This window comes from Candidatus Vicinibacter affinis (assembly GCA_016714365.1).
Taxonomy (GTDB): domain Bacteria; phylum Bacteroidota; class Bacteroidia; order Chitinophagales; family Saprospiraceae; genus Vicinibacter; species Vicinibacter affinis.
The window spans coordinates 2,341,854-2,362,273 of the sequence record JADJNH010000005.1; the positions used below are offsets into that span (position 1 = coordinate 2,341,854).

Here is a 20,420-nt window from a genome sequence, read left to right on the forward strand (position 1 = left end):
AATGAACAGAAAGAAGGTTTTTCTAAAAATACAAGGTGTAATGTGGAATAGCTGGATTAATCTGGATAAATTTGAGCTTGAATACTGGATCATGATCGTATCTAAACGGGTTATTTTATTATTTTGTTTGATGTCTCTTGGACAAAGCATTTTTAGCCAGGATCTTAAAGGCATAGTTACAGATTTTTCTACAGGTAAAGGCATAGAAGGGGTCAAAGTGTTAGTTGTAGAGGATAATATGATCGTTTTTACGGACAAATTTGGTAAATTTTCCATGAAGGCTTTTAATGCGAATGAAAATATTACCCTTAAATTGGATAAACCCGGTTATAAAATTCTCGAACATAATATTAACGCCCGGGAAACCTCTGGTCAAGAGCTTGAATTTTTTCTTATTTTAGTAAATGCTCCTAAAATTGAGATTCCCACTATTCAACTGGATGAGGGAGATGGTGATGATGACCAGGATTCTGAAGTGTACAGTCTGTTAACCAGTTCACGTGACCCCATTTTGCAGGCAGCAGCTTTCCAGTTCAGTCCATTCAGATTCAAACTTAAATCAATTGATCAGATTTACAACCAGGTAGGGTTTAATGGGTTTCTGTTGACAGATCTGGAAAATGGCAACAATCCATTTTATTTGTTTTCCGGACAAAACCAAATTACCCGCTATTCTGAAAATGATCTGAGTTATCCAATTCAGGAGAATGACTTTGGAAGTCTTGGAATTAACCAATGGATCAATTTTGATCCTGCCTCCTACAGAAAAGGTTTTACGGCCAATTATTCTTTGTCAAACAGGTCTTACACACATCGTCTTGCATTGCAATATGTCAACCATCTTCCTGGAAAGGGCCTTCACTACATCCTGGGCGCAAACCGACGGTGGGCTCAGGAAGCCAATATACCCGGTACTTTTTATGATGCATGGGGAGTTTACGCGGGCATTTCCAAAAAATTTAAATCGAACTCAGGTTTGAGTTTATTTTATGTGCAGGCACCTGTCGTGCGGGGTAAAAACAGTCCGGGAGTAAAAGAGGTATATGACTTATCCGGAGATCCTTTGTACAATTCATATTGGGGATACCAAAATGGGGAGAAAAGAAATGCCAGAATGGCTTCAACAAATATTCCGGCCATTTTTCTTAATTTTCATTCAAACCCAAACAATCGAGTAAGCTTTACTTCGGGTATCATGTTGGTCAAAGGAAAAAGATCTGATTCAAATCTCGATTGGAACGATGCTTATGATCCGCGACCGGATTATTATCAAAAATTACCTTCGTTTATTGAATATGCGCCAACTAAAGACACCATATCCTCTTTGTGGCAAACCGATGAATCAGTCAGACAAATCAATTGGACAAGAATGCATCAGGTAAACAGATCTAACATAAACACTGTGTACAACATAAATGGAGGTTCTGATTCTATTACCGGAAGGCAATCACAATATATTCAATTCGATCGTCATTCAGATCCAACCGATTTGGAACATTTTCTTCAGTTAAAATATTCATTGGGAAAAATAAAGCTGACCTCTGCATACAGAATTGAATACACTATTAAAGAAAACTATCTCGAATTGCTTGATCTTCTCGGTGGAGATTTTTACGTGGACAAAGAAACATTTATCGATGATGTCAGCAAGTCAGATCCGGATGTAAATTTGAAAAATAAAATTATTAAAGTTGGGGATAAGTTATCTTATGATTACAGCTCGGTTTTGCAACGCTATTCTAGTTTTACTCAGGCTGTTTACAAGAGAAAGAAATTTGATTTTAGTGCAGGGTTTTTAGTTGCACACAAACGTGACTTTCGGGAGGGCAGATTTCAAAATGCAATTTTCGAAAACGCTAAAGGCAAGTCTGAGACTCTTACCGGATTTCAATGGGCTGTAAAGACAAATTCTACTTACAAAATTAATGGACGCAATTATGTTTCCATGTCCTTGGCATATGAATCGCTGCCTCCATTGTTTGATCAGGTTTTTATAAACCCGGGATGGAGAGCTGATGTCATTCCTGATATTCAAAATACCACCAACAGGTCAGGGGAGATTCGTTACTATTTTAAAAGTCCTGGCTTTAAATTTCAATTAGGTGGATTTGCTATTCAATCAAAAAATCAAACGAGAAATAAAGATTTTTTTCTGGACGGAGATTTGGAAACCGGGAATAACCCTGAACTTAGAGACGGAGGTCTAATTAATGGTTTTTATACGGGACTTAATCAGGATCATCTTGGAGTGGATGTAGGTGTAGAATATGCTCTGCCATTTGGCTTTGTTTTAGGAGGGATGTTTCAAAATAACCTGGCTGTGTATACAAGCAGACCCGATTTTTTGATTTACGATCAATTCAGTAAAGCGGCGTCAAAATATACGATTTATTTGAAAAATTTCTTTGTTCCCGGGACACCTCAGACGGTAGGTACCCTAAATTTAAAATATAATTTTAAGCGATTTGGATTTGCCACTTTAAATTTCTCCTATGTGGATCGATCATACCTCGAAGTAAATCCGCTTAGACGAACTTCGGAGGCAACTCAGGGAATCGACAGAAATACTGATTTGTTCCGCTCTTATATAGATCAGGAAAAACTACCGGCTTACTTTGTAATGGATGCATTTATTTTTAAAAGTTATAAGATATATGGCCATTATACAAGCATCAGCCTTGGAGTAAACAATTTACTAAATAATAAAAATTTGGTCTCCGGAGGATTTGAACAATTCAGATTTGACTTTGAATCAAACAACCCTCAAAAATTTCCTAATAAATATTTCAACCTTCAGGGAATAAACTATTTCTTTAATCTCATCGTGTCATTTGAATAAGTATAAATTATGGTGTTTAATAAATTTTTAAGTTGGTCAATTGGTTCGTTTTTGGCTTTGCTAGTGATTGCTTCCTGCGTGGACAGAGCGTTTGATGAACCTCCTGTGTTTACGCCAACCATTCCATTCAGTGCAAACAGCTCGATTGTACAACTAAAATCAAAATACATTCCTGGTCAATTTATCAACATTACCGAGGAGTTAAATATCATCGCAACAGTGATTGCCGATGACCGTTCAGGTAACTTTTATAAAACTCTTGTAATCCAGGACAGTACTGGTGGAATTGAAGTTAAGATCAACAGTATTGGATTATTTGCTTTGTTTCCTATAGGAACCCGCGTAGGAATTAAATGCAAAAATCTTACCATAGGAGATTATGCCGGACTCATTCAGTTAGGGCAGGGTTCCTATTTGGACAATGGAAGAGAACGGCTTGCCGGAATAGAAGATGCGTTACTGGATCAATATGTTTTTGCCGGAGAAAGAAACAAATTTGTAACCCCCAAAACAAAATCAATTAATGCCTTGAATTCTTTGGATTTAAGTACTTTAATAAAATTAGAAGATGTAGAGTTTGATCGTGCGGAATTAGGTAAAACATATGCAAACGTTGCGACTCAAACATCTCAAAATATAATTTTGGTTGATTGCAACAAGGCTAGTTTGTTGTTGCGAACCAGTGGTTTTGCGGATTTTGCCAATTTTTCAATACCTGCAGCTAACGGAAGCCTTACAGGTGTATTGTCAAAGTTTAATACCGATGTGCAAATCTACATTCGTGATACTTCAGACATCCTTTTCAACAAAACTCCTTGTGGGGGTGGCAGTGGACAGGCTATTCTAAAATCAATTTCAGAAATCAGATCACTTTATTCAGGAGCTGCCAGTAATATATCCGAAGATTATAAAATTTTAGGCATAGTAACTTCAGATAAAGACAATTCAAACGTGAATGCACGAAATTTATTTATTCAGGATGCTTCTGGTGCCATTACAGTTCGTTTTTCAGCCAATCATTCTTATGCTTTAGGAGATGAGCTCGAGATCAATTTAAAAGGAATAGAGTTGTCTGAATTTAATGGACTCCTTCAATTAAATAATGTTCCTGTAAACAAGGTAACCAAAATTTCAAGTGGTAAATCTATTTCACCAAAGCAAATTACAATTGGGGAATTGTTGACTTCCTTTGAAAACTATGAAAGTCAACTTGTCCAAATTGTAAATGCGTCATTATCTAAATCCAGTGGTACAACTTACACCGATAATGTGGAAGTTAACGACCAGACAGGTAAAATAAATCTGTTTACCAGTCAAACAGCAAAATTCGCAAACGATGTTTTTCCCTCAGCCATTGTAAAAATCACAGCCATCGTCTCACAATTCAATAGCAAACAACTATTAATTCGTAACCTGAATGATGTAGTGATAACTGGAGGAGGAGGAGGGCAATCCGAACTTAAATCAATAAAATTCATTCGTGATTTATTTGTCGGCACCTTGACCAATGTCTCCGGAGATTTTAAAGTGAAAGGCATTGTGAGTTCTGAAAAAAATGCACTGAATGTTGTAACGCAGAATGTTTTCATTCAAGACGCTACGGCTGCTATCGTGATTCGTTTTTCAGGGAATCATAGTTTTAATCTTGGCGACGAAATTGAAGTTGTGGTAAAAGGAGTGGAACTTTCCGAATTCAATGGTCTTTTGCAGCTCAATAGCACTCCATTGGCAAATGCCAAGTTAATTACTTCAGGAAATCAAATTCAACCCAGGGTAGTAACCATTGCACAAATAATTTCTGAAGCTGAGAATTGGGAAGGGCAATTGCTTAAGATATTGAACCCAAACTTTTCCAAATCCTCCGGTACAAATTACTCAGGTACAGTGATCATAAATGATGGGACGGGAACAATAGACTTGTTTACACGTTCGCAAGCCAATTTTGCCGCTGATAATTTTCCAACTTCTGCGAAAAGTATCACAGGCATTTTGTCTCAATTTACCGCAAGACAATTGATCATGCGGACTGTGTCTGATATTGAGCAATAGTATTTTCTTGGCTTATGGAGGTCTTTAAGTTTAAATATTTTGACCTGATCAATGGTGAGAATATTATGAAGCCTTCCACGGATAGTGTCATCTTAGGTGCCTGGGCTAGCAATATGAACTATACAAGAATTCTCGATTTGGGATGTGGTTCAGGTATATTGAGTTTGATGTTGGCCCAACAGAATCAAAATTGTGAGGTGTTTGGAATTGATATAAATTTGGACGCAGTCGAATTGTCTAATGTGAATTTTATTAATACTGGATTTGTCAATTCCTTTAAGTTTATTCATACGGATTTTACCGGCTCATCCCTCCCTGAACTTTTTTTTGATTTAATTATTTCCAATCCTCCATATTTTATTGAAGATCTTCCATCCCAGCTACAATCAAAAAATCTTCAGCGGCATTTCACTGCCTCAAAAATTTCTCTATTGGCTTCAAACGTTGCAAATAGATTGAGTAAGGATGGCTTGTTTTTAATAGTAATGCCAATAGGTTTAGAATCTCTTTGGACGACAGAATTAATTATGAAAGGATTATATCCGGTTGAGTATTTAAAAATCAAACATTCGGAAAAGTCAGATACCTCTTTGGTTTGTGTGGCTTATTCGCGTTTTTCCAGTTTTGTCAATTTTGCAGAATTGGTAATTCTAAATGAAAAAGGGGATTATTCAGAGGCATATAAAGAGTTAACCCAAAACTTTATTTTATAGTCATATTTGTTTTTTAATCTCAATCCGAATGATTCCTTTGCTCAATGGATCTCACAATATATTTCCCCAACACATCAAATTCTATATTTACTAAATCACCCACGTTTAGTGTTTTTAAATTAGTATTTTGATACGTGTACGGAATTATTGAAACTTCAAAAAAATCTTTTCCTAAATCAGAAACAGTAAGACTTGTCCCATTGACACAAACGGAGCCTTTTTGAACAATGTAAAGGGCATATTCTGGCTCAAGGCCAAATCTAAATACATGGCTTCCTTCAAGGGTACCTATGGCAAGACAACGTGACGTGCCATCTACATGACCTTGAACAAAATGACCACTCAAACGGTCACCAATTTTAAGTGATCGTTCAAGATTAATAAGATCTCCAATTTTAACATTATTGAATGCAGTCTTATGAATGGTTTCTTCAATTATAGTCACCCGATGGGTTTTAGAATCACATTCAACTACCGTAAGACAGACTCCATTGTGTGAAATGCTTTCATCAATTTTAACAAATTTACTTATCTCAGAAGCTACTCGTAGTTCAAGATTTCCATTTTTTCTTTCTAGGTCTGCTATTTTTCCAATAACCTCAATGATTCCTGTAAACATTATCTGCCTTTTAAAAGCTCAATAAATCCGGTAATAATCCACTCCTGAATCTGGTCTGTGTTAGGGTAAGGAATTACCTTGCACTTGTAATAGTAAGTTCCATCACTTAATTGTTCCCCATTTAGATTTGATCCGTTCCAGTTTATTTCGGGGTCAATCGATTTAAATACAACCTGTCCCCATCTGTTCAAAATGGTTAATTCAACAGATTGAATGTATCTGTTTATTCTCGGAATAAAAAGATCATTAAACCCGTCCCCATTTGGTGTAAATGTATTAGGTAGTTCATATGCGGGACAATAATTGGCACAAATTTTTTCGAGTGGGGAACATTCAAGTCCCAAAGTATCATAAGCACTTACCTGATAGCACAATGGTTCGTTTCGGGTAATCATGTGTGTATATTTAGTAAGGTTTGGGTCTGCTATTTCAGTTAATATTTCAGAACTGCCATCCTTGTATATGGCATAAACCCTGTAACCGGCTATATCCTGTGAGGGGCAATTAAGATTTGGATTATTCCAACTAATTTCATTCACTTGAACAGGTGAATCTGGATTGCCTTCACAGGGTCCTTTTACCTGAAATACCGGACAACAAGGTGGAGTCGAATCCCGAGCCAGAATACAATACTCATTTGAATGATTAATCAACGGGCTTTCAATCCAGGGTATTCCATAATTCCCTTTCGCCTTTACTAAATAACAATACTCCTCACCATAAATAATGTCATGGTCCTGATAAGACCTGGAAGAGGTAGTGAATATAGAATCGTAGATTGCTGCAATTTTGTTCTTTTTAAATACCGTGTATTCATAATTATTCCAGGGAGTCGATTCGTCCCAGGTTAATAGCATAAATCCATTGTCATTTTTTACGATTAAGAATATACTTTCAGCGGTATCGGATTCAACTCTAAATTGATCACCCGAAATGATTTCGATTTTGTAAAAATGACTGGTTGAAGAAGTGTTTCTCAGACTGTCAATAAAAAGTGTATCTATAAAATTCCTTAAGCTGTTGGGGCTTTGTGTATAATCGGTTATTTCTGAAAAAATTATTGAGTTTTCAGAATGGTAAGCTTTTATGGTAAACGGAGGTGTTCTTTTCTGGTAGTCGTACTTTTCAGGATCCGGTTTTGTCCACTTGATCAATATTTTTCCATTCACCGGATTGGTGGTAAGTACATCAGTATTTAACAACAAAGGAGAATCAGTTGAAAGATAATCACACGTTTCATTGGAGGCTAAAGAGGGTGTGAAATTGTAAGGAAAGTTCCCGGGACTTAGTTTTGCAAATTCAGCTTGCACTCGGTAACAATATGCATTTCCTTTTAAGGCAGTACTGTCTAAAAAAGTAAACTTTAAATTATTAAGGTCGTTTACGAGGTAGGCCAATTGCTTATATGCGGATTGCTCAAGTCCCGGATTGCAAGTGTCCTGACGTAGAAATCCATTATTTATTTTGCGCCAAACCGAAAATCCCCTAAAGTCAGATGAATCCATTGTGCATTTATAAGGAGCATCCCAATAAAGTCTGATATTTTCATTTTCGTTGATGGAAGTTAGATTTTCAGGTGACGGCCCTATCACTTTAATCCTTATTACTCTTGTAGTGGTTAAACCTGAAGTATCAAAATAATTATCTACGGCTTTTATAAAAATGGAATATGGTTCTTTTCTTACATGATTGCAAGCAGTCATCCATTTGAAATTAATATTTACTCTCGGTTGATTGAATCCGGATGGAAAAAAAACCTGAGCCGGATTTTCCAAAAACAAGGGAGCTCCATCCACCTCAATTTTTACGCTTCCTCCTCTGGATCCTTTATCCGGATCCTCCACAAAAAAATTTAAATCTATAAGACTGCCCGCAATTACACAGGTGTCAAGAATGCCGGTAATTGAAGGTGGATTATTTTCTTTACAAGATTCCACAACCAAGATTTGCATGTCTCTGATGGTGGAACTGATCTTAATTCCCTTCCGATATTCAGAAATGGCAATCGCGATATTATACTCTCCTGCTCTTTGTGGAGACCTCCAAATAAAACTTCCGGTTTTGGAATCCAAACTAACAGTATTGTTGATCCCGGGACTTATCTGACTGGGTAATAGATAATTTGGGACAGCAGTGTTTGCAGCCATTAATGGAGTAACCAACTCAAATGAAAGACTGTCTCCATCTTCGTCATATGCAGATGGATTGTGTTCAAATACCTGATACAGACAGGCAATATCTATAGGTGCCTTCAGCAATATTGGGGAATGGTTTATTCCCTGAAAAGTAGTGTTGAATAATGTGATGGTAGACTGTATATAAAATGGAACATTGATGGAATTTGGAGGATCAACATTTAAAATGTTGTCAATTCTGTTGGGGTCCAGCATACTGATACTGTAAGTTCCTCTGCCGGGATAGGTATGTTCTGCTATGTAAATATTTTTTTTTATGTCATTGGGCAAAGGTTGACCATTGCCATTTGATCTTTTTACATTCGTAAAACTCCCATCTCCCCAGCTAATGCCTGAGCGTATCCCTGTCGGCTCCTACACTCGATGTTTTCGTATAGGTTACGAGGGTGGCTCTTATAGTCAGATTACTTAGTTGTATGTAAGTTATCTCTCCTGCTCTGTTGTGGGTGGCATACAAACCAACACCATTCAAAATGGCCAAAAAAAGTAATAATATTTTTCTTAAACGACGCCTTTTCACCCTTGATCTATTTTTAATCGATTAAGACAATGATGAAGACTATCTTTCCAATTCGGGATGTCAATGTTTAAGGTAGTTTTAATTTTTTCACAGTCTAACACACTGTATTTTGGTCTGGGGGCAGGAGCATTGAAAATTTCCGTACTGATAGGAATGACTTTCACTTGCATAACACAATGTTCAAAAATTTCACAGGCAAAATCATACCAACTTAACGAACCGGAATTTGAATAATGGAAAAATCCCTTCACAGAATCCATGCCTTTTTCTCTTAATCGACTCACCAGAACAACCAACATGTTGGCAAGATCAAATGCATAAGTGGGAGAGCCAATCTGATCATTGACGACCCGAATCTCAATATTTGATTTTCCTAATTTTAGCATGGTTTTTACAAAATTATGATCATAATAAGAATAAATCCAGGAGCTTCTGATAATAATCGCCTCCGGATCAGCAAGCGTTAACAATGCTTCAGCCTCAGCCTTGGAACGAGCATAAACGCCAATAGGATGGAGTGGGGAGTCTTCCTTAATTGGGGCAGAGGTTTCCGCATGAAAAACATAATCCGATGAAAAGTGAATAAACTTGATTCCTCTTTTGCGACATGCAATGGCCATCATTTGAACTGAGTTAGTGTTGATTTTATAACACATGTCCGGTTCCTTTTCGGCAAGATCAACCTTGGTATACGCGGCTGTATTAATGAGTATATTAGGTTGGTGGGCAGATAATATTTCTTCCGTTTTTTGAACTGAACTTATATCCCATTCTTGTCTGTCAAAGAATATCCATTTGATGTCACTCGATAATTTTACAAGGTTCTTTAATTCACTGGCAACTTGTCCATGAGCTCCGGTAACTAAAATAGTAAACATTCAGAAGTTGTAATATTTAATGCCAGGCCAATTAAGATCTTTGTCCGAAATAATTTGCTTTTCAATCGGAATCATCCAGTCTATATTAAGTGAAGTATCCATTGGATGTATTCCGGATTCGGAAGGTGCATGATAGAATTCATCACATTTGTAATTAAAAATACATCTTTCACTGAGTACTGAATACCCATGAGCAAAACCTTTTGGTATTAATAATTGCTTCTTATTTTCCATGGAAAGCAATATGGAAAAACTTTTTCCAAATGTTTTGCTATTTGGTCTCAGATCAACGACCACATCCAAGGCTTCACCATAACTCACCCGAACTAATTTGGTTTGTTGAAAAGGAGGTATTTGAAAATGAAGTCCTCGAATAACACCAAATTCAGATTGTGATTCATTGTCTTGGACAAAATGATAATTCAAATGATTCTGATCAAACAGATTCTTATTGTACGATTCCATAAAATACCCACGGGAATCAATGTGTACTTTGGGTTCAATGATGATCAAATCTTCCAAAGGGGTCTTGGTAAGTTTCATGACTATTTTTCTTTGAACAATAATCTGATGGGTACTCCGGTGAAATTATACAGACTTCTCAATTGGTTTTCGAGAAACTGCTTGTAACTGCCTTTGATCTCATCAGGATAATTTGAGAAAAAAGCGAACAGCGGATATTCTTTTTCTATTTGAGTAATATACTTGATTTTAATTAGGTGATTTCTGTAAGAAGGAGGGGGTATTTTTCCGATGGCTTCCAACATTTTTTCATTGAGGTCAGAGGTCTTTATTTTCTGGCTTCGATGTTTATATACTTCAAGTCCTTTTTCAATAGCTTGAAATACTCTTTGTTTTTCTTTAGCGGAAATGAACAAGATGGGAACATCATTAAAGGGAGCCATCTTATTCTTAATCGTTTGTTCGTATTCTTTAGCTGTGTTGGTAATTTTTTCAACCAGATCCCATTTATTGACCAAAATTACCAAGCCTTTGTTTCTTTTAATTACAAGGGATACAAGCTCCATATCCTGTGACTCAATTCCTAGGGTGGCATCAATTACCAGAAAACACACATCCGCTTCCTCTATGCTTTTAAAAGCCCTGATTACTGAATAAAACTCGAGGTCTTCGTGGACTTTAGCCTTTTTCCTGATTCCGGCAGTGTCAATAATTATAAATTGTTTCCCAAATTTATTGTATTCTGAATGGATCGGATCTCTTGTGGTGCCGGCTATATCGGTAACCATGTTACGTTCTTCATCAAGCAGAGCGTTAATCAGAGAGGACTTTCCAACATTGGGTTGACCAATAATGGCAAATTTTGGTAAGTCCGGTAATACCAGCTCTTCACTTGGAATTAATTCCGCTATGGCATCCAGCAACTCACCGGTTCCACTGCCTGTCATCCCGGAGACACAATACATTTCATCAAAACCTAAACTCCAAAATTCTTGTGCCAAAAGCAATCTTTCATGATTGTCCACTTTGTTAACTACCAGGAATTTCTTCTTGTCAACTCGGCGCAGTAATTGTGCGACAAACTCATCCAGATCTGTAATTCCGGTGGTAACATCAACCATGTAAATAATCGCACTGGATTCTACAATCGCTAATTCAACTTGTCTCCTGATCTGTGATTCAAATATGTCACTTGAATGTGCTACAAATCCACCTGTGTCGACGATGTAAAACTTTTTTCCATTCCATTCCGCAACATCATATATTCTGTCACGGGTCACCCCGCTTATGTCATCCACAATTGATTTTTTACGCCCAACCAGTCGATTAAATAAAGTTGATTTGCCTACGTTAGGTCTTCCTACAATTGCTACTGTAAATCTCATCTTAGTACTCCTGATTTTTCTAAAAAATTAATATCGTTCCGCCAATCTTTCCTGAGTTTAATGCTTAATCCAAGATAAGCTTTTTGCTGAAGAAATTGTTCTATTTCTATTCTTGATTTTATTCCCAACTCCTTAATCTTTGAGCCGTTTTTGCCTAAAAGAATTGGAATTTGACTTTGCTTATTGGTGTAAATGGTTGCCTCAATACTGGCCATAGGTAATTGATCATCCACTCCTTTACACTTGGTGATTTCGACAAAGGTACTAAAAGGGATCTCATCCTCAAACAAATAGTAGATCTGTTCACGTATTAACTCGCTTAAAAAAAACTTGATCGGTTTGTCACTGGCTATGTCATCTGAGAAATATGGTTCGTGTAAAGGAATTAATTCAAGTATCTGACTTCTCAGTTCCGCAACTCCTTCTCCGGTTAGGGCAGATACTAAAAAGCTGTAATCCAGGTCATTGTAAAATTCAAGGTCCTTTTTGACCTGCTCTAATTTTGATGCTGGTATCCGATCTTTCTTGTTGATGACCAGAATTTTCGGAATCGTTAACTTTTGACAGTCTTCAGTGAGCGTAAATGAACTTTCTTTTGGTCTGGTGCCATCAACGACCATGAGCAATACGTCCGCATCAGACTGCGATTCCCTGATTTTATCGTTCATCATCTTTTGCATTGGATAGTTTTCCTGCTCAATCCAACCAGGTAGATCTGAATAAATTACCTGTGTCTGGTTAAAATTGCAAATTGAAAATATCCTGGCTCTGGTTGTTTGTGGTTTAGGCGATACAATTGAAAGCTTGTGTTCGCTTAATGCATTGACTAAAGTCGATTTTCCACTGTTAGGCAAACCAACAATGTTCACAAAACCTGATCTATTTATTTTCGATTCCAAGAGGTGTTAAATTTTTTGATCAAGATATTCAAATAATATAGCAGGCGTCATTTTTCTCCAATTTAAGTCATTGAATTTTTTTCCAAAATTGGTATGATATTGTATTAAAGTCCTCTTCATCTCATCCTTTACATGATCCAGCACGTTGATGAAACAAATCCACCCACCTTCATCAGATATATCCTCCTTCCATTCTTCATAATAACAATCATCCGAACCGTGAAAATTTAAGACATTCTCACACAATAAAATAAAATACTTGATCTTGTGTTTGATCATCACATCAATGATATCTCTTTTGAGAAACATGATGTCATTTTCAATACAATCGTTCCATTCGCCAATCAATTCAATAATTGCGAATCCATCGGCGTAATCAACAAAAAGAATTTTTATGTACAAATTGGCAGATCCAAAATTATCCCACTGAGGGTGAACATAATAATTGTATATTTTGTTGGAGTACGTGAATTCACTATAAGTAACTTTATAAAAAGGTGACTTTTCATCTTCGGAACTGTTGTACAAGTCTCGCCAGAGGTAAAATGGTTCAATGTCATGCATACAGGTAAAAAATATAATAACAAAAATTATTTGAGAAAGATTCGAATAGTCCTGACGGGCCCTGAATCAACGGGAAAAACCAGCCTTTCTTTGGCTTTGTCAAACCATTACAAAGTTAACTTGATTCCTGAATTCAGCAGGTATTTTCTGACGAAATCAGTCGTCCCATACACTTTTGAAGAAGTTAGCCAAATGGCCTTGCAGCAAATCAAATTATCCGAGAATGCTCCATCCCATAACTCTTTTCATTTAGAAGATACCGACCTTCTGACCTATTTGGTTTGGCAAGGATTTAAATACGGATCAGTAGATCCTTACTTATTGGAAAACTGGAAGGGACATCAGGCAGATTTTTATTTGATGTGTGTTCCCGATGTCAAGTGGCAGAGCGATCCATTGAGAGAAAATCCGCTTCAAAGAACTGAGATAGCCAATTTGTTTATTAATTATTTGACAGCCAGTCAATTAGATTACGGTTACGTGACCGGTTCAGGAATTTCAAGGTTGAACAATGCAGTTTTTTTAATTGATCAGTTTATAAAAAAAACTACCTTCGCCCCATAGGGGTGCCGCATCAGTGATTTTCACCGGCTGAGATTATACCCATTGAACCTGTACGGGTAATTCCGGGGAGGGATCAGGCTGGATGTATTGCCCTTTTAAAAGCCTGGTTTATGAAAAAAATTCTCTGTTTGCTTTGGCTGTTTTCTTTTGAATCAAATGCCCAGTCTTTTTTGTCGGGAAGGGTATTAGATGAAAATTCAGATCCCTATCAGCAAGTTTTAGTAAAAATTGAACAATTAAACAATTCAACTTGGACGGACAGCAAAGGGTATTATGAATTCAGGAATTTACCTTCAGGAACGTATGCTGTATCCGTCGATTATGGCTATGATATAGAATACAGACAAGTATTGATTGATAAATCCATTGTGACCTACGATTTTAACATCTCCAGAAGGATAAATTTTGAAGAGATCAACATAAGCTCCACCAAATGGGGGTCTGATGGTTTGGTCTCAACTAAAAAAATCACCGGGGAGGAAATATTAAAAAACAGAGACGATAAGGATCTTCCTTATATGCTGAATAATCTTCCATCCATTCAAGTTCAGTCTGATGCTGGGAATGGTATCGGCTATGCTGGTTTTAGAGTCAGGGGCATTGATCCAAATCAGATTCAGGTTAATTTGAATGGAATTCCCTTGAATGATGCAGAATCATCCAGAACGTATTTTGTAAATACTCCTGATTTACTAAGCAGTATAGATCGCATGGAGGTTTTAACTGGTTTTGTTCCCGGCAGAAGTGGACCGGGGGGATTTGGTGCATCACTGGATCTCAACCTTAACAAACTATATTTCAAACCATTTGCAAGAATTTCTACCCAATTCGGCTCATACAATTCCTCCATGTTTTCTGTAATGGCCAACACAGGATTATTTGAAGATGCCTACAATTTAGAAATAAGATACAGCAGACAAAATTCTAATGGATTTATTGAACGATCAGACAGCAGACTGAGATCACTTTTTTTATCTGGAGCAGTGATCAAGAAAAAATACAGCCTAAGATTAAATTTCATTCAAGGGTCTGAGTTAACTGGTCAGGCTTGGAATGGTCTTCCATATCAGTATTTCAATACGGACTCACTTTATACATGGAATCTTTCAGGTAGAGAAAAGTCTCCTGTACCTTATGACAATGAAGTAGATAATTACAAACAAACCCATTCCCAAATCTTTTACAACAAGTCATTTAATCGGAGTACAAATTTGGTATTCAATTTTAATTTTACCAAAGGAAGAGGTTTTTATGAAAATTTTAAATCCAACAATAACCTTGCTGATTATGGTTTGACCCACCCGGATACCATGCAGGCAGATTTGATCAGACGAAAGTGGTTGGACAATGATTTTTTATACAGTTATTTGGGGTTAGAGAAAGTCTGGAATTCCAGGTTTTCTTCAAGTTTTGGAATAGCCTATTCATTTTACAAAGGAAAACATTTTGGTCAGATTATCAGTACTTCCCTTTACAAAGTGGGCGGACTAGGTCTAAACTATTACTTCAATACTGGAAAGAAAAACGAAATGAGTTATTTTTTCAAATCCAGCTATGGCATTAGTTCAAAAGTAAAGGCTGTTTTTGATTTTCACCTCAGATCTGTAAACTACAACGCGATGGGTACAGATGATTCCTATGGTGCGATAAATATTACCCAGCAAATAAATTTAGCAAATCCTAAATTAGCCTTTATTTATATTCTCTCAGACAAAATACAAGCCAGCTTCTCTTCTGCATATTATGAGCGGGAACCATATAGGGAAGAACTGTTGAGCAATCCAACATTAGGAAAAGAAAAATTGGTTTGTTTGGATGCAGGTTTTATTTGGAGTATCGCAAAATTTAAAGCAGCTGCAAACTTGTATCACATGGAATATCGTGATTATTTAGCACCTAATGGAGATCTCAACGATACCGGAGATCCTTTGAGAGTCAATATTCCTAAAGCTTTTCGCAGTGGGGTAGAGTGTAATGTAGATTTTTTACCTGTCAGATTTATAGGAATATCTTATCAGGTAAACATTTCAAAAAATAGGGCCAGAAATTTCAATGAAAAAATTCCGGTTTTCGATGGCAACTACACACAAGTAGGTGAAATAATAAGATTTTCTGCATCCACGCCTCTGGCTTTTTCACCTTCACAGATCCATGGGGTAACTATAAAATTTAATCTATTGGAAAGGCCGAAGCGCTCTGAATTGCTTCAGATTTTATTTAATACAAAATTTGTCGGCGCTCAGTATCTTGACCTTTCAGGAAAAAATGAAGCCATGATTGAGGCGTATCATGTAGAAATGTTGAAACTTCAATATGGAAGAATGATAAAGAAAGCCAATCTGAATGCCTACATACAGGTAAACAACCTAACCAATCAAAGATACACTTCTCACGGATGGTTTAGTAGATTTGGTAGTACAACATCATTGGATCCAAACACAGACCCATACCTGGGCACAGAGGATCAGAACATCTATTATTATAAAGGTTTATTCCCACAAGCTCTCAGACATTTTAGCTTGGGAATAAATCTCACATTTTAAAATCGGTAGGTAAGGCCGATTCTAAACTGAATAGGTAAATCTACTGATTCTTTGGGTGCTAAGAAGTCATACATCAGATACAATTCATAAGAAAAAATGCCACCGGCATTGTAGCCCAATCCTGCATAAAAATGTTCATTCCAAAGTCGTCTTGTTTCCAATTTGTTATCAGGACTGAGACCAACAATTTCTGATTGACTGATCTGTGAATATTCGATGTGAGAAAATAAATATTTAAGAAATTTCAGACGATTGAATGCTCCAAGTCCAAAATTGAATGCATTGTATTTCCAAACATCCGGTGCCGCATCAAATCTTCCTCCTGCATAAGAAAACTCTAACCTGGGACCAACTGAAATCCAGCTGTTCAATTTATAGCCAACCAATGGAGAAAGCCCTAATTCAAAAACATTGCCGACCACTCCGTTGCCAATAGATGCCTGGTAAAATTGTAAATTAAAACCACCGCCAAACCAAAGATGGTCGATTAAATGATATTCTTCCTGACCTTTCTTGGAAGACTTTGATTTGGAGGATTTTGTATTTTTTGAAGATTGCCCAATAATTGGATTCATACCAACCATGCAAAAGGACAATATGGTCAAAAGAAGTGCTGATTTTATTATTTTTAACATTATGTGTAAGTTATTGAATATTAATTTATTATAAATTCAATAGTAAAATATTTGAACGGTATTCAGAACTTGTGGCCTGCAAAAATGAGATTTTTTTTAATTTGTGGCGTTTTAAATGCAAACAAAAAAATATGAAATCCGGAATTTTGACTTTTTTTATTTTGTTGGCCTGTCTTTTTGGCCTTAATGCTCAGACTTTTAATGCAAAACAGGTTCAATCCTCCGCAAAACCAACCTTGGATAGGATTTTTAAGCATTACGAGGTCGTAACATTAAATATCAAAGAAATCCAATCCTCCTTAAACACCCGTTCAACTGTGAAAAAAATGCAGCTTGATCTGGGTTCAAAATCCTGGCCTTTGGACCTTTTTGAATATGATTTATATGGAAAGGATTTCTATTTGTCTGTATCTGACGACCAAGGCGTAACAAGGAGACCAAGAAATAAGGAAATCAAAACCTATAAATCCATTTTAAGAACACCAAGGGGAGGTTGGGGTTGTCTTACCCTTACCAACGATTTTTTCAACGGACATGTTGTAGATGCTGGCCAAAGTATCTATTTTGAGATGGTCTACAGTCTTGACCCAAATGCGCCTAAGAATGAAGTGGTCATTTACAATGAGTCTGATGTGATTCGCAATTCTGGAATAGCCTGCGGATTTGAAGAATATGAAAAAGCGATGCACTTAAATCCTAATGAAGTGCATACCAATGAAATCAATTCAAGAGGTGTATGCAGAAGCGTGGACATTGCCTTATCCTGTGATAAAACATTACATGACAATAAAGGGGGAATTCCACAGGCAGATGCCTTTATGACTTCTGTACTGAACAATGTTCAAACAAATTATGACAATGAATTTGCAGACGCTGTAGAATTTACCATCAGCACCATATTTGTGGCCTCTACTGTTGGAGGGGATCCATGGAATGGTTCATCTACTATAAATCAACAACTTGATCAGCACAGGTCTTGGGGCAACAGTGGCGGATATGGTGGAGCAAGTTATGCAGTGGCCACTAACTGGTCTAAGAAGTGGTCCTCCGGAGCAATCGGTCTTGCGTGGTTGTCAGCAGTATGCAGCAGCTTTAGGTATAATGTATGCAGTGATTATGGTGGTAGTGTTGGTGGAGGTTTGAGAGTGCTCCAGGCTCATGAGCTAGGTCACAATTTTAGTTGTCAGCATGATGCTGCAGGTTCTAATACCATCATGGCACCTTCAGTTAATGGATCAAATACCTGGTCTTCTAATTCTATATCTTCAGTAAATAATTACCTTCCAGGTCTTGGATGCCTGGGCACTTGTTCAGCCGGTGATGCACCGGTCGCCAATTTTAAAGGGGTTCCAACCTTAGTTTGTGCAACAGGTAAAGTACAATTTACTGATTTGTCTACAGGTACGCCCTCTTCATGGTTGTGGACTTTCCCGGGAGGTTCTCCTTTAACATCCACCCAACAAAATCCTTTAGTAACTTATTCCAACAAAGGGGTTTATGATGTGACGCTGAAGGTTACCAACCAGTTCGGGTCAAATGAAGAAACTTTTAGTCTTTACATAGATGTAGAGGCTAAAGCTGTTCCAATTTTTACTACAAATGTTACAGACAGAGATCTTACCACCACCAATAATTCCCTAAATGGAGATTCCTATTTATGGTCATTTGGGGATGGAAACAAATCTACTGAATTCGAACCCTATCACACCTATGCCGAAGATGGGGTGTATACAGTTGAACTTGCCGTTACCAATCGTTGTGGGACAGTCAAAAAAAATGTGAAGGTTAATGTGGTAACCCCCAATGAAGCTAATTTTTCATCCGATGTACAGGATGGTTGCTCTGTGCTTAAAGTAAAATACAAGAATCTTTCTTCCAAAAATTCAAATACGTTCGAATGGGAGTTCCCTGGTGGAAATCCATCAAAATCAACATTGAAGGAGCCCGTTGTAACCTATACCGAAAAAGGGCAGTTTGATGTTAAATTAACAGCCTTTAATTCGAGATATCGACATACAAAATACGAAGTTAAGTACATTAAAGTCGACAGCACACCTATTTCAGATTTTGAAGCTGGCGCCCCATTGGGTAACCTGATTAAGTTTACAAATAAATCAATTGATGCAACAACATACGCATGGGATTTTGGAGATAACTCAAAAAGTTCCGAAACAGAGCCTGAGCATAATTTTCCTGGGCCGGGTAAGTACAATGTTTGTCTGATCAGTACCGGAAAATGTGGAAAAGACACAACTTGTCAGGAAGTTGAAATTAGCACCACTTTAAATTCCAGATTCTCCATAGACAACGCAAAAGGTTGCGTGCCATTCGAAGTACAATTTAAAAACAATTCGACAGGGGCTGCAAGCTATGAATGGAGCTTTCCTGGTGGAAATCCAAGTACCAGTACAGATCCCAATCCAAAGGTTACATACGATAAAGTGGGTATCTACGATGTTACACTAGTGGCAATCAACGGCTCTGACAAATCTACCTTAAGTCAAACTTCGTTTATTAATGTAGGGGCGGCTCCAATTGCAGAATATCAATCAGTAGTTTCAGGCTATGCAGTTTCCTTCGCCAATACCTCCAAAAATGGAGGAACTTATTTATGGAATTTCGGTGATATGGAAACCAGTACGGAAGAAAACCCTACACATACCTACAAGGCAGAAGGGGAATATGAGGTTACCATGACTATGACCAATGATTGCGGAATTTCAGAATTGAAGCAAAGAGTCATCGTTTACCTGATTCCAAAAGTTAATTTCTCTTCTTCCAAAACCCGTATTTGTGCTGGCGATCAAGTGAATTATGTGGATGAATCTTCCAAAGATGTAAACGATTGGAATTGGCAATTTGAAGGGGGGAAACCGGCTACTTCGATTGATAAAAACCCATCTGTTACTTATGAAAAGCCGGGAATTTACGCAGTGAAACTAACCGTCAAAAATACCAATGGAGAAAATTTTATAACCAAAACAAATTACATTGAAGTTATTTCTTCTGTATTGTGTCCAGACAAGACTGGTAAAAAAAGGAAGGTTCAATTAGGAGAAGAAGCTGATCCGGCAAAATCTATCAACAATAGAAATCGATTCAATGCCGAAGTAAATATTTTACCTAACCCGAATAATGGAATTTTCAACATTTCATTGGGACCAATTTCTGCAAATGCTAAAATTTCATTGATACTCACAGACATGATGGGACGTGAATTATATGTCAACAGTACACCAGAGATACAGGGAGGTTTCATTAGCATGCATTTAAATTATTTAGAGTCAGGTACTTATGTTCTGCAATGCAAGCTAGATTCTGACATTGTAACCAGAAAACTGGTAATCACTAAATAAAAATAATTTTACATAAAGAATAAAAAAGCCTTATCGCATCGATAAGGCTTTTTTATTAGCCTAAACAACATTATTCATCATTCGGGTGTCTTAGTTATATTGGTGTTCGATGATTATTTTAAAGGCTAGATTCCTTTCGAAAAAAGCTATTAAAATAAACTATCTTGTAAAGTTTAGTGGAAGAGCCGTAATTCAAGCA

The 20,420-nt window shown here is 37.0% G+C and carries 15 protein-coding genes; 6 read left to right on the plus strand and 9 right to left on the minus strand.

What is annotated here, in order from left to right:
• Nucleotide 1 precedes the first annotated feature (1 nt).
• Genes IPJ53_09255 through IPJ53_09265 form a run of 3 tightly spaced genes read left to right on the plus strand, consistent with a single transcriptional unit; the run spans nt 2 to nt 5,601 of the window.
• Nucleotides 2-2,839 carry a TonB-dependent receptor gene (locus IPJ53_09255; protein ID MBK7799288.1) on the plus strand — a complete coding sequence of 946 codons (2,838 nt, stop codon included), beginning with the start codon at nt 2-4 and terminating at the stop codon, nt 2,837-2,839.
• A 9-nt stretch (nt 2,840-2,848) separates the two neighbouring features.
• Complete coding sequence (locus IPJ53_09260) at nt 2,849-4,888, plus strand: hypothetical protein (protein MBK7799289.1); 2,040 nt, start codon at nt 2,849-2,851, stop codon at nt 4,886-4,888.
• A 14-nt stretch (nt 4,889-4,902) separates the two neighbouring features.
• Nucleotides 4,903-5,601 (plus strand): methyltransferase, encoded by a 699-nt coding sequence (locus tag IPJ53_09265; GenBank protein MBK7799290.1) that lies wholly within the window; start codon nt 4,903-4,905, stop codon nt 5,599-5,601.
• 19 nt (nt 5,602-5,620) lie between these two features.
• Here the strand turns inward: IPJ53_09265 and IPJ53_09270 are convergent, their stop codons facing one another.
• Genes IPJ53_09270 through IPJ53_09305 form a run of 8 tightly spaced genes read right to left on the minus strand, consistent with a single transcriptional unit; the run spans nt 5,621 to nt 13,123 of the window.
• Nucleotides 5,621-6,220 (minus strand): riboflavin synthase, encoded by a 600-nt coding sequence (locus tag IPJ53_09270; protein MBK7799291.1) that lies wholly within the window; start codon nt 6,218-6,220, stop codon nt 5,621-5,623.
• Nucleotides 6,220-8,685, minus strand: a complete 2,466-nt coding sequence (locus IPJ53_09275; GenBank protein MBK7799292.1) for a gliding motility-associated C-terminal domain-containing protein — start codon at nt 8,683-8,685, stop codon at nt 6,220-6,222. The genes IPJ53_09270 and IPJ53_09275 overlap by 1 nt, the downstream gene beginning before the upstream one ends.
• Before the next feature lie 55 nt (nt 8,686-8,740).
• Nucleotides 8,741-8,935, minus strand: coding sequence for a hypothetical protein (locus tag IPJ53_09280; GenBank protein ID MBK7799293.1), 195 nt, complete (start codon nt 8,933-8,935; stop codon nt 8,741-8,743).
• Nucleotides 8,932-9,813, minus strand: a complete 882-nt coding sequence (gene rfbD / locus IPJ53_09285) for a dTDP-4-dehydrorhamnose reductase (protein ID MBK7799294.1) — start codon at nt 9,811-9,813, stop codon at nt 8,932-8,934. The genes IPJ53_09280 and rfbD overlap by 4 nt, the downstream gene beginning before the upstream one ends.
• The gene (gene rfbC / locus IPJ53_09290; protein MBK7799295.1) at nt 9,814-10,356 is read right to left on the minus strand and encodes a dTDP-4-dehydrorhamnose 3,5-epimerase; all 543 of its coding nucleotides are present in this window, start codon (nt 10,354-10,356) and stop codon (nt 9,814-9,816) included. It lies immediately after the preceding gene.
• 2 nt (nt 10,357-10,358) lie between these two features.
• Nucleotides 10,359-11,660: a ribosome biogenesis GTPase Der gene (der, locus tag IPJ53_09295; GenBank protein MBK7799296.1), complete on the minus strand. Its 1,302-nt coding sequence runs from the start codon at nt 11,658-11,660 to the stop codon at nt 10,359-10,361.
• On the minus strand, nt 11,657-12,559 hold the full coding sequence (era, locus tag IPJ53_09300) for a GTPase Era (GenBank protein MBK7799297.1): 903 nt from the start codon (nt 12,557-12,559) through the stop codon (nt 11,657-11,659). The genes der and era overlap by 4 nt, the downstream gene beginning before the upstream one ends.
• Nucleotides 12,560-12,565: 6 nt before the next feature.
• Nucleotides 12,566-13,123 carry a hypothetical protein gene (locus tag IPJ53_09305; protein ID MBK7799298.1) on the minus strand — a complete coding sequence of 186 codons (558 nt, stop codon included), beginning with the start codon at nt 13,121-13,123 and terminating at the stop codon, nt 12,566-12,568.
• Between the two features lie 30 nt (nt 13,124-13,153).
• Here IPJ53_09305 and IPJ53_09310 point away from each other — a divergent pair, with 30 nt between their 5' ends.
• Both IPJ53_09310 and IPJ53_09315 read left to right on the plus strand, forming a co-directional pair.
• Nucleotides 13,154-13,687, plus strand: coding sequence for an ATP-binding protein (locus tag IPJ53_09310; protein ID MBK7799299.1), 534 nt, complete (start codon nt 13,154-13,156; stop codon nt 13,685-13,687).
• A 110-nt stretch (nt 13,688-13,797) separates the two neighbouring features.
• Nucleotides 13,798-16,230 carry a TonB-dependent receptor gene (locus IPJ53_09315; protein MBK7799300.1) on the plus strand — a complete coding sequence of 811 codons (2,433 nt, stop codon included), beginning with the start codon at nt 13,798-13,800 and terminating at the stop codon, nt 16,228-16,230.
• Here IPJ53_09315 and IPJ53_09320 read toward each other — a convergent pair.
• Nucleotides 16,227-16,865, minus strand: coding sequence for a hypothetical protein (locus IPJ53_09320; protein ID MBK7799301.1), 639 nt, complete (start codon nt 16,863-16,865; stop codon nt 16,227-16,229). The two genes, IPJ53_09315 and IPJ53_09320, sit on opposite strands and share 4 nt — an antisense overlap.
• 131 nt (nt 16,866-16,996) lie before the next feature.
• Between IPJ53_09320 and IPJ53_09325 the strand changes: the two genes are divergently transcribed.
• Nucleotides 16,997-20,221: a PKD domain-containing protein gene (locus IPJ53_09325; GenBank protein MBK7799302.1), complete on the plus strand. Its 3,225-nt coding sequence runs from the start codon at nt 16,997-16,999 to the stop codon at nt 20,219-20,221.
• Nucleotides 20,222-20,420 lie beyond the last annotated feature (199 nt).

Excerpts from the sequence above, each read along its gene's own strand:
- der (MBK7799296.1), bottom strand. The coding sequence starts at position 11,660 with ATGAGATTTACAGTAGCAATTGTAGGAAGACCTAACGTAGGCAAATCA.
- IPJ53_09315 (MBK7799300.1), top strand. The coding sequence starts at position 13,798 with ATGAAAAAAATTCTCTGTTTGCTTTGGCTGTTTTCTTTTGAATCAAAT.
- IPJ53_09255 (MBK7799288.1), top strand. The coding sequence starts at position 2 with ATGAACAGAAAGAAGGTTTTTCTAAAAATACAAGGTGTAATGTGGAAT.
- IPJ53_09305 (MBK7799298.1), bottom strand. The coding sequence starts at position 13,123 with ATGCATGACATTGAACCATTTTACCTCTGGCGAGACTTGTACAACAGT.
- rfbD (MBK7799294.1), bottom strand. The coding sequence starts at position 9,813 with ATGTTTACTATTTTAGTTACCGGAGCTCATGGACAAGTTGCCAGTGAA.
- IPJ53_09325 (MBK7799302.1), top strand. The coding sequence starts at position 16,997 with ATGAAATCCGGAATTTTGACTTTTTTTATTTTGTTGGCCTGTCTTTTT.
- rfbC (MBK7799295.1), bottom strand. The coding sequence starts at position 10,356 with ATGAAACTTACCAAGACCCCTTTGGAAGATTTGATCATCATTGAACCC.
- IPJ53_09320 (MBK7799301.1), bottom strand. The coding sequence starts at position 16,865 with ATGTTAAAAATAATAAAATCAGCACTTCTTTTGACCATATTGTCCTTT.
- IPJ53_09265 (MBK7799290.1), top strand. The coding sequence starts at position 4,903 with ATGGAGGTCTTTAAGTTTAAATATTTTGACCTGATCAATGGTGAGAAT.
- IPJ53_09260 (MBK7799289.1), top strand. The coding sequence starts at position 2,849 with ATGGTGTTTAATAAATTTTTAAGTTGGTCAATTGGTTCGTTTTTGGCT.
- IPJ53_09270 (MBK7799291.1), bottom strand. The coding sequence starts at position 6,220 with ATGTTTACAGGAATCATTGAGGTTATTGGAAAAATAGCAGACCTAGAA.